Source organism: Tahibacter sp. (assembly GCF_035481375.1).
Classification (GTDB): domain Bacteria; phylum Pseudomonadota; class Gammaproteobacteria; order Xanthomonadales; family Rhodanobacteraceae; genus Tahibacter.
On record NZ_DATIGT010000329.1, the window covers coordinates 1 to 8,077 of the forward strand.

The 8,077-nt window shown below is 70.1% G+C and carries 2 protein-coding genes; both read right to left on the minus strand.

Annotated features, from left to right (window positions below):
• On the minus strand, positions 1–1,500 hold a 1,500-nt coding region (locus VLF18_RS22030; RefSeq protein ID WP_325281783.1), incomplete at its 3' end, for a condensation domain-containing protein.
• Positions 1,501–1,502: 2 nt separating this feature from the next.
• A partial coding sequence (locus VLF18_RS22035; protein ID WP_325281784.1) for a non-ribosomal peptide synthetase occupies positions 1,503–8,077 on the minus strand: 6,575 nt, incomplete at its 5' end.

Consider the following 8,077-nt stretch of genomic DNA (forward strand, 5'->3'; position numbering starts at 1 on the left):
CCGCGCGAGCCACTGCCGCAGCAGCAGCTCATACGCCTGCGCGAGCCGCTCGATGCTCGCCGCATCGAACAGTTCTTCCTTGTAGGTCCAGCTCAGCTGCAGGCCGTTCTCGCCTTCGCTCGCGGTCAGGTCGAGATCGAAGCGCACGCGCTCGACGCCGCGGGTCAGCGGTTCGAGCGCGAGGCCGGGCAGTTCCAGTGCGCCCGACTCGTGGTTCTGCAGTACGAACTTGATCTGGCTGACCGGGTTGTAGGCCAGGCTGCGCTCGGGATTCAGCGCGTCGATCAGGAGATCGAACGGCAGGTTCTGGTGCGCATAGGCGTCGAGCGCGGTGCGGCGCGTCTGGGCCAGCAGCTCGGCGACGGTCAGTTCCGGCGTGACCGTGCTGCGCAGCGCGAGCGTGTTGATGAAGAAGCCGATCAGCGGCGCGACTTCGGGCTGGCTGCGGCCGGCGATCGGTGTCGCGATGACGATGTCATGCTCGCCGCTCCAGCGCGCGAGCACGGCGGCGAGCGCCGCCTGCAGCAGCATGAACAAGGTCACGTCGTGGCGCTGCGCGAGGCGGCGCAGGTCGGCGAGCAGGCCGGTGCCGAGGCGGCAGCCGTGACGCTGCGCGACGAAGCCCTGCTGCGCCGGACGCGGACGGTCGAGCGGCAGCGCGTGCACGGCCGGGATCTGCCGCAGTTGTTCCTGCCAGTAGGCGAGTTCGCCGTCGAACGCGCCGTCGCGCTCGAGGCCACGCTGCCACTGCGCGTAGTCGGTGTATTGCCGCGTCAGCGGCGCGAGCGGATCGGCGCCGCCGACCGCGAACGCGGCGTAGAGCTGCGCGAATTCCTTGACGAGCACGCCCATCGACCACCCGTCGGCGGCAATGTGGTGCACGGTGAACAACACGGCATGCTCGCGGTCGGCGAGCTTCACGATCGCGGTGCGCAGCATCAGGTCGGACGAAAGATCGAATGCCGTGTCGACCTCGGCATCGGCGAGCTGCTGCAGCGCGTCCTCGCGCGCGGTGGCGTCGAGCGCCGACAGATCGTGCCAGCGGATCACGGCCGATTGCGCCGTGCCGACGATCTGCTGCGGCACGCCGTCGCGTTCCTCGAAGCGGGTGCGCAGCACGTCGTGGCGCGCGACGACGGCGTCGAGCGTGCGCTGGAACAGCGCGCCGTCGATGTCGCCGCGGATCTTCAGCGCGAACGGAATGTTGTACTGCGCGCTGCCGCCCTGCAGGCGGTCGATGAACCACAGGCGCTGCTGCGAGAACGACAGCGGGTAGCTCCCGGCCGGCGCCGCTTTCGCGATGACGAGCTTCGCCTTCTCGGCGGCCTGCGCGTCGGCGCGCTGCAGGAACGCGATCAGCGCATCCCTGTGCGTGCGAATCAGCGCGGCGAGTTCCGCATCGATCGCGCCCTTCGGCGCGGCGGTCTTCAGGCGGCCGTCCTGTACGCTCGCGACGACGCCGCTGTGCTGCAGCCGCGCGAGCAGGTCCGTGATGTTCATCGCTACCACTCCGTCTCTTCCAGTTCCTGGCCGGCGGAAGCCGCCGTGCCGTTTTCGACGCCTGCCGGCTGCTGCAGCAGATCGATCAGTTGTGCGAGTTCCGCGAGCGCCTGGTACGCGAACACGTCCTGCAGGCGCAGCACGCAGCCGAACTCCGTGAGCACCGCGCCGACCACGCGCGTGGCCAGCAGCGAGTGGCCGCCGAGTTCGAAGAAGCGCTCGTTCGCGCCGACGCGCTCGAGCTTCAGCAGGTCCTGCCAGATGCGCGCGAGGCGCATCTCGGTCGGCGTCGCCGGCGCGACGAAATCCGGCGGCGCGGCACGCTGTGGCGCCGGCAGCGCGCGCCGGTCGACCTTGCCGTTCGCGTTCAGCGGCAGCGCGGCCAGCGGCACGAATACCGACGGGATCATGTAGTGCGGCAGCTCGCGCTGCAGGAACGGACGCAGTGCCGTCGTCAGCAGCGCTTCGTCGGCCGTCGCTTTCGCCACGACATAGGCGACGAGCTGCTTGTCGTCGCCGTCGCCGAGCGCGACGACGACGGCTTCGGCGACACCGTCGTGGCGCGCGAGCACGGTCTCGATCTCGCCGGGCTCGACGCGGAAGCCGCGCAGCTTGACCTGCGTGTCGGCGCGGCCGATGTAGTCGATGCATCCGTCGGCGGAGCGCCGCGCGAGGTCGCCGGTGCGGTACAGGCGCTGCGCGCCGACGCCGTCGATGTCGACCGTCACGAACTTCGCCGCGGTCAGCTCGTCGCGGCCGAGATAGCCGAGCGCGAGATTGTCGCCGCCGATGTACAGCTCGCCGGTGACGCCGACGGGCTGCGGCCGCTGCGCGTCGTCGAGGATATGGATCTGCACGTTGTCGACCGGGCGGCCGATCGACGGCAGTGCGGGCCACTGCGTCGGATCGCCGTGCAGCGCGTGCTCGGTGACGACGTGGCTCTCGGTCGGCCCGTAGAGGTTCAGCAGCAGGCAGCCGCTGCGCGCGGCCCAGTCGCGCACGGCCGGCGTGATCGACAGCGCTTCGCCCGCGACCTGCAGCACGCGCAGCGCCGGCAGTTCCGCGCCGGACGCGAGCACGGCCTGCGCGAACTGATTGAGCATCGCGGTCGGCAGATAGACGCGGCCGACCGCCTGCCGCCGCAGCACGGCGATCAGGCGCGGCAGGTCGAGGCGGTCTTCCTCGGCGATCAGCACGAGCGGACTGCCGGTGAACAGCGCGCTTGTGATTTCGTAGAGCGACATGTCGAAATTCATCGACGCGAACTGCAGGGTCGGCGTGACCGCGGCGAGCGCCGCGTAGCGGCGCGCCATGCCCGTCATGAGGTTCGTCATCGTGCGATGCGGCAGCACGACGCCCTTGGGCTGGCCGGTCGAGCCCGAGGTGTACATGACGAACGCGGCGCCGTCGGCGGAAACCGTCCCGGCTGCGATGCCGCTTTCGGGATACGTGGAAAACGCCGCCTCGTCGTCCGTGAGCACGGCGCGCACGCGATCGCTCGCGAGGCCGCGCGCGAGCGGCGCCTGGGTCAGCACGATCGCCACACCGCTGTCTTCGATCAGATACGCGAGGCGCGCGGCCGGATAGGCCGGATCGAGGGGCACGTAGGCGGCGCCGGCCTTGAGCACGGCGAGCACGCCGACGACGAGGTCGAACGAGCGCGCGACGCAGAGGCCGACGCGGTCGCCCGGCCGCACGCCCTGCGCAATCAGATGATGCGCGAGCCGGTTCGCGCGCGCGTCGAGCTGTGCATAGCTCAGATGCGCGTCGCCGAGCACGACGGCGACGGCGTCGGGCGTGCGCGCCGCCTGCGCTTCGACAAGGCCGTGGATCGTCGCGCCGCGATCGTAGCCGGCGGCCGTGTCGTTCCAGGCCGCAAGTTTGGCGCGCTCGTCGTCGTCCTGCAGCAGCGGCGCGGGCGCGCCGTGCAGCGCCATGGCCGGCAGCCGGTCGAGGATCCGGCCGAAATGCGCGAGCAGCCGCGCGATCGCGGCCTCGCCGAAGCGCGCCGTGTCGTAGCTGCAGCGGATCTGCAGCTCGGCGCCGATGATCGCAATCACCGTCAGCGCGTACTGCGTGTGCTGCGTCGCGCCGCCCTGCTCCACGTCGAGCGCCGGCCTTGCGGTTTCGGCGTCGAGCCGCGCATCGATCGGCAGGTTCTCGAACACGAGCAGGCTGTCGAACAGCGCGGTGCCGGGACGCACGCGCGACTGGCGCTGGATCTCCGACAGCGACAGGTAGCCCGCCGCGGTCGCTTCCTGGAATTCGCGCTGCAGCCGCTGCAGCGCGTCGGCGACCGGCATTTCCGCATCGAAGGAAATCCTGACCGGGATCGTGTTGATGAAGAGACCGACCATCTCCTCGACGCCGGGCACTTCGGCCGGACGGCCGGAAATCGTCGCGCCGAACACGACGTCGCGCTCGCCGCTGTAGCGATGCAGCAGATTTCCCCAGCACCACTGCACGAGCGTGTTCAGCGTCGTGTGCAGGCGCTGCGCGAGCTGCTGCAGCGCGGACGTCTGCGCGGCGCTCAGCAGCAGGCGCTGTTCGCGCTCGCCGTTCCCGCCGGTCTCGCCGCCGCGGTCGACCACGAGCGGCGTGGGCGCCTCGATGTCCCCGAGCACGCCGCGCCAGTACTCGCGCGCCGCGGCGCGATCCTGGCGCTGCTGCCAGGCAATGTAGGTTTCAAACGCGGGGGCTGCCGGCAGGCGCGCATCGCGGCCTTCGACCTGCGCCTGGTACAGCGCGATGACGTCGCGATAAACGAGCGGGCTGCTCCAGCCGTCGGAAAGAATATGGTGATGCGTCCAGAGCAGTTGCCATCGGTCCTCGCCGTAGCGGAACAGCGCGATGCGCAGCAGCGGCGCGGTCGCGAAGTCGACGCCGCGCCGGCGGTCGTCGCTGCGGTAGGCATCGAAGCGCGCCTGCTGCTCAGGCGCGGGCAGCGCGCGCCAGTCTTCCTCGTGCCACGCGAGTTCGGCCTGCGCGCTGACGAGCTGATGTACCTGATCGCCTTCGCCGACGAAGGCCGTGCGGAAGATGTCGTGCCGCGCGATGACCTGCTGCCACGCACGGCGGAACGCCGCCGGGTCGAGTGCGCCGCGCAGCAGCGGGAACGTCTGCACGATATAGGTCGACGGACGCAGCAGGCTTTCGAACAGCAGGCCGGCCTGCAGCGGCGTGGCCGGATACAGGCGCGTGAGGCCCGGGTAGTCGGCCTGCCAGCGGTCGAGGCGCGCCTGGTCGATCTGCGCGAGCGGGAAATCCGACGGCGTGAACGCGCCGGCGCCGCGTTCGCGGCAGTGGTCGATGACATCGCGCAGGCCGTCCTCGATAAGGCCGGCGAGCTGCTGCATGGTCGCGTCGTCGTACTGGTCGGTGCTGTAGTCGAGGACGAAATGCAGCTCGCCGCCGAAGGTCTTGCCCGAGAGTCCGAGGTGATGCATGCGCGCGCGATGCGGTCCGATCTTCGGGCCGACGCTTTCTTCCGCGGCCTTGAACGCGGTGTCGGCGTTGAGCACCTGGTCGAACTGGCCGAGGTAGTTGAACTCGAGTTCGGGCTCGTTGCCGGCCGATGCGGCCAGGATGTCGGCGTCGCGCGTCAGATAGCGCAGGATGCCGTAGCCGATGCCGTGGTGCGGAATCGCGCGGTTCTGCTCCTTGATCGCCTTGATCACGGCACCGGCTTCGGCACTCGCGCAGCGCAAGGTCAGCGGATAGACGCTCGTGAACCAGCCGACGGTCTGGGTCAGGTCGATGCCGTCGAACAGCGATTCGCGGCCGTGGCCTTCGAGGCGCAGGCGCAAGGTGTCAGCGCCGCTCCAGCGGCGCACGCCGAGATAGACGCCGGCCAGCAGCAGCTCGTTGATCTGCGTGCGATAGGCGGCCGGGCATTCCTGCTGCAGCGCGCGCGTTTCCTCGGCGGTCAGGCTGATCGCGACGGTGCGCGTCGTGCCGATCGCGCCGGGTTCGGCGGTCTTGCGGTCGACCGGCAGCGGCGCGACGCGCTCGCCGCACTGCGCGAGCCAGTAGTCCTTCTCGGCGCGCAGCGCGTCGCCGTGCGCGTAGTCGGCGAGTGCCGCGCCCCACTGCTGGTACGACGACGTCTTCGGCGCGAGTGCGATCGCCTCGCCGTTGCGATGCTGGGCCTGCGCCTGCTCGACGTCGGCCAGCAGCACGCGCCAGGACACGCCGTCGACGACGATGTGGTGCGCGAGCAGCAGCAGGCGTCCGGCGCCGCCGTGCACCGGCGGGAAATACACGGCGCGCAGCAGCGGCCCCGTGGCGAGATCGAATGCGCCCTGCCAGTGCGCGCAGCGCGCGGTGACGAAACCGGACCAGTCGGCAGGACCGGCATCGGCGCCGGCTACTTCGACGATGCAGCTCGCCGCGATCATCGCGTCGTCGAGCGGGATGTGCGTCGCCTGCCATTCGCCGTCGCGCTCGACGAAGCGCAGGCGCAGCGCGTCATGGCGCGCGTAGACCGCGGCGATCACGGCGCGGAGCGCGCTCGCGTCGAAACCAGCCGGTGTTTCCAGCAGCACGGCCTGATTGTAGTGATGACGGTCGCGCAGCTCGCCGGTCAGGAACAGATGATCGATCGGCAGCAGCGCGAAGCCGCCGTCGATGGCCTCCTGCGGTGCCTGCACGAGCAGTTGTTCGCAGGCGACGCGCGCGAGTTCGGCGATCGTCTGCGCCTCGAACAATTGCTTGGTCGTGACGCCGATGCCGGCCTGGTTCGCGCGCGAGACGACCTGGATCGACAGGATCGAATCGCCGCCGATCTCGAAGAAATTGTCGTGGATGCCGACCTGCCCGACGCGCAGCACCTGCTGCCAGATCGCCGCGAGCTGGCGTTCGGTGTCGGTTTCCGGCGCGACGTAGACCTGCTGCGCCTGGTAGTCCGGCTCGGGAAGTTTCCGCTTGTCCACCTTTCCGTTCGGGGTCAGCGGCAGCGCATCCATGACCACGAACGCCGCCGGCAGCATGTAGTCCGGCAGCGACTGCTTGAGGTGCGCACGCCATTCCTTGGCCAGCAGCACTTCGTTCGGCAGCGCGTCGTCGCCGCTCGCCACGACATACGCGACGAGCTGCGGCGTGCCCTTGTCCTGACGCACGACGACGACCGCCTCGCGGACCGCCGCATGCAGCAGCAGCTGCGTCTCGATCTCGCCGAGTTCGATGCGGAAGCCGCGGATCTTGACCTGGTCGTCGATGCGGCCGAGGAACTGCAGCTCGCCCGCGGCCGTCCAGGCGACGAGGTCGCCCGTGCGATAGCGCCGCTGCGCCGCGTCGTGCGGCGCGGCGACGAAGCGCTCGGCCTGCAGCTGCGGCCGGTTGAGATAGCCGCGCGCGAGACCCGCGCCGCCGAGATACAGTTCACCCGCCACACCGACCGGCTGCGGCTGACCGTGCGCGTTGAGCACGTGCAGCTCGACGTTGGCGAGCGCCGTGCCGAGCGTGATGCGTTCGTTGCGGCGGATGTCCGCATGCGTCGCGGCAACCGTCGCTTCGGACGGACCGTAGGAATTGCAGACCCGGCAGCGCTGCGCCCAGGCCCAGGCCAGGCGTTCCTCGCAGGCTTCGCCCGCGACGATCAGCACCTTCAGCGCGTAGTCGCGATCGATGTCGACCTGCGCGAGCAGCGCCGGCGGAATCGCCGCATGCGTGATGCGCTCGCGCACGAGGAAGTCCGCGAGCGCCTGCGCCGACTGGCGCTGCTCGGGCCGCACCACGTGCAGGCTCGCACCGCTCGCCAGCGCCATGATCCATTCCCACGACGAACCGTCGAAGCTCAGCGACGCGAACGCGAGCACGCGGCTCGCGGCATCGAGATCGAACAGCCGCTGCTGGTTCAGCGCGAGATTCACGAGACCGCGGTGTTCGAGCAGTACGCCCTTGGGCTTGCCGGTCGAACCCGAGGTATAGATCGCATAGGCGAGATGCCTCGGCATCACACCGACGACCGGATTCGTCCCGGGCTGGCCGTCGAGCAGCAGGCCGCCGAGCGCGCCGTCGAGCGGCAGCACCTGCAGCTCGCCCAGCAGCGGCAGCGCCTCGAGCACGCCGGTCTGCGTCACGACGTGCGCGATGCGCGCGTCGGCCAGCATGTCGGCGATGCGCTCTTCGGGATATTCCGGATCGAGCGGCAGATAGCCCGCACCGGCCTTCAGAATCCCGAGCACGCCGACGAGCATGTCGAGCGAGCGCTCGACGCAGAGGCCGACGAGCTGGTCGGGTTCGACGCCCTGCGTGATCAGGTAATGCGCCAGGCGATTGGCCTTCGCGTTGAGTTCGGCATAGCTCAGCGCCTCGCCGTCGCAGCGCACCGCGAGCGCATCGGGCGTCGCCTCGGCGCGCCGTTCGAACCACTGGTGCGCGCACAGCGCCGGAATCTCCCGCTGCGGACCGCGGCTCCACTGCGCGAGGCGCGCCGTGTCCGCCGCCGGCAGCAGCGGCAGCGACTGTACCGATTGCGTCGGCGCGTCGACGATCGACGACAGCAGCGTCGCGAAGCTCTCGGCGAAGCGCGCGATCGTCGCTGCGTCGAACAGGCTGTCGGCATAGAGCCAGCGCA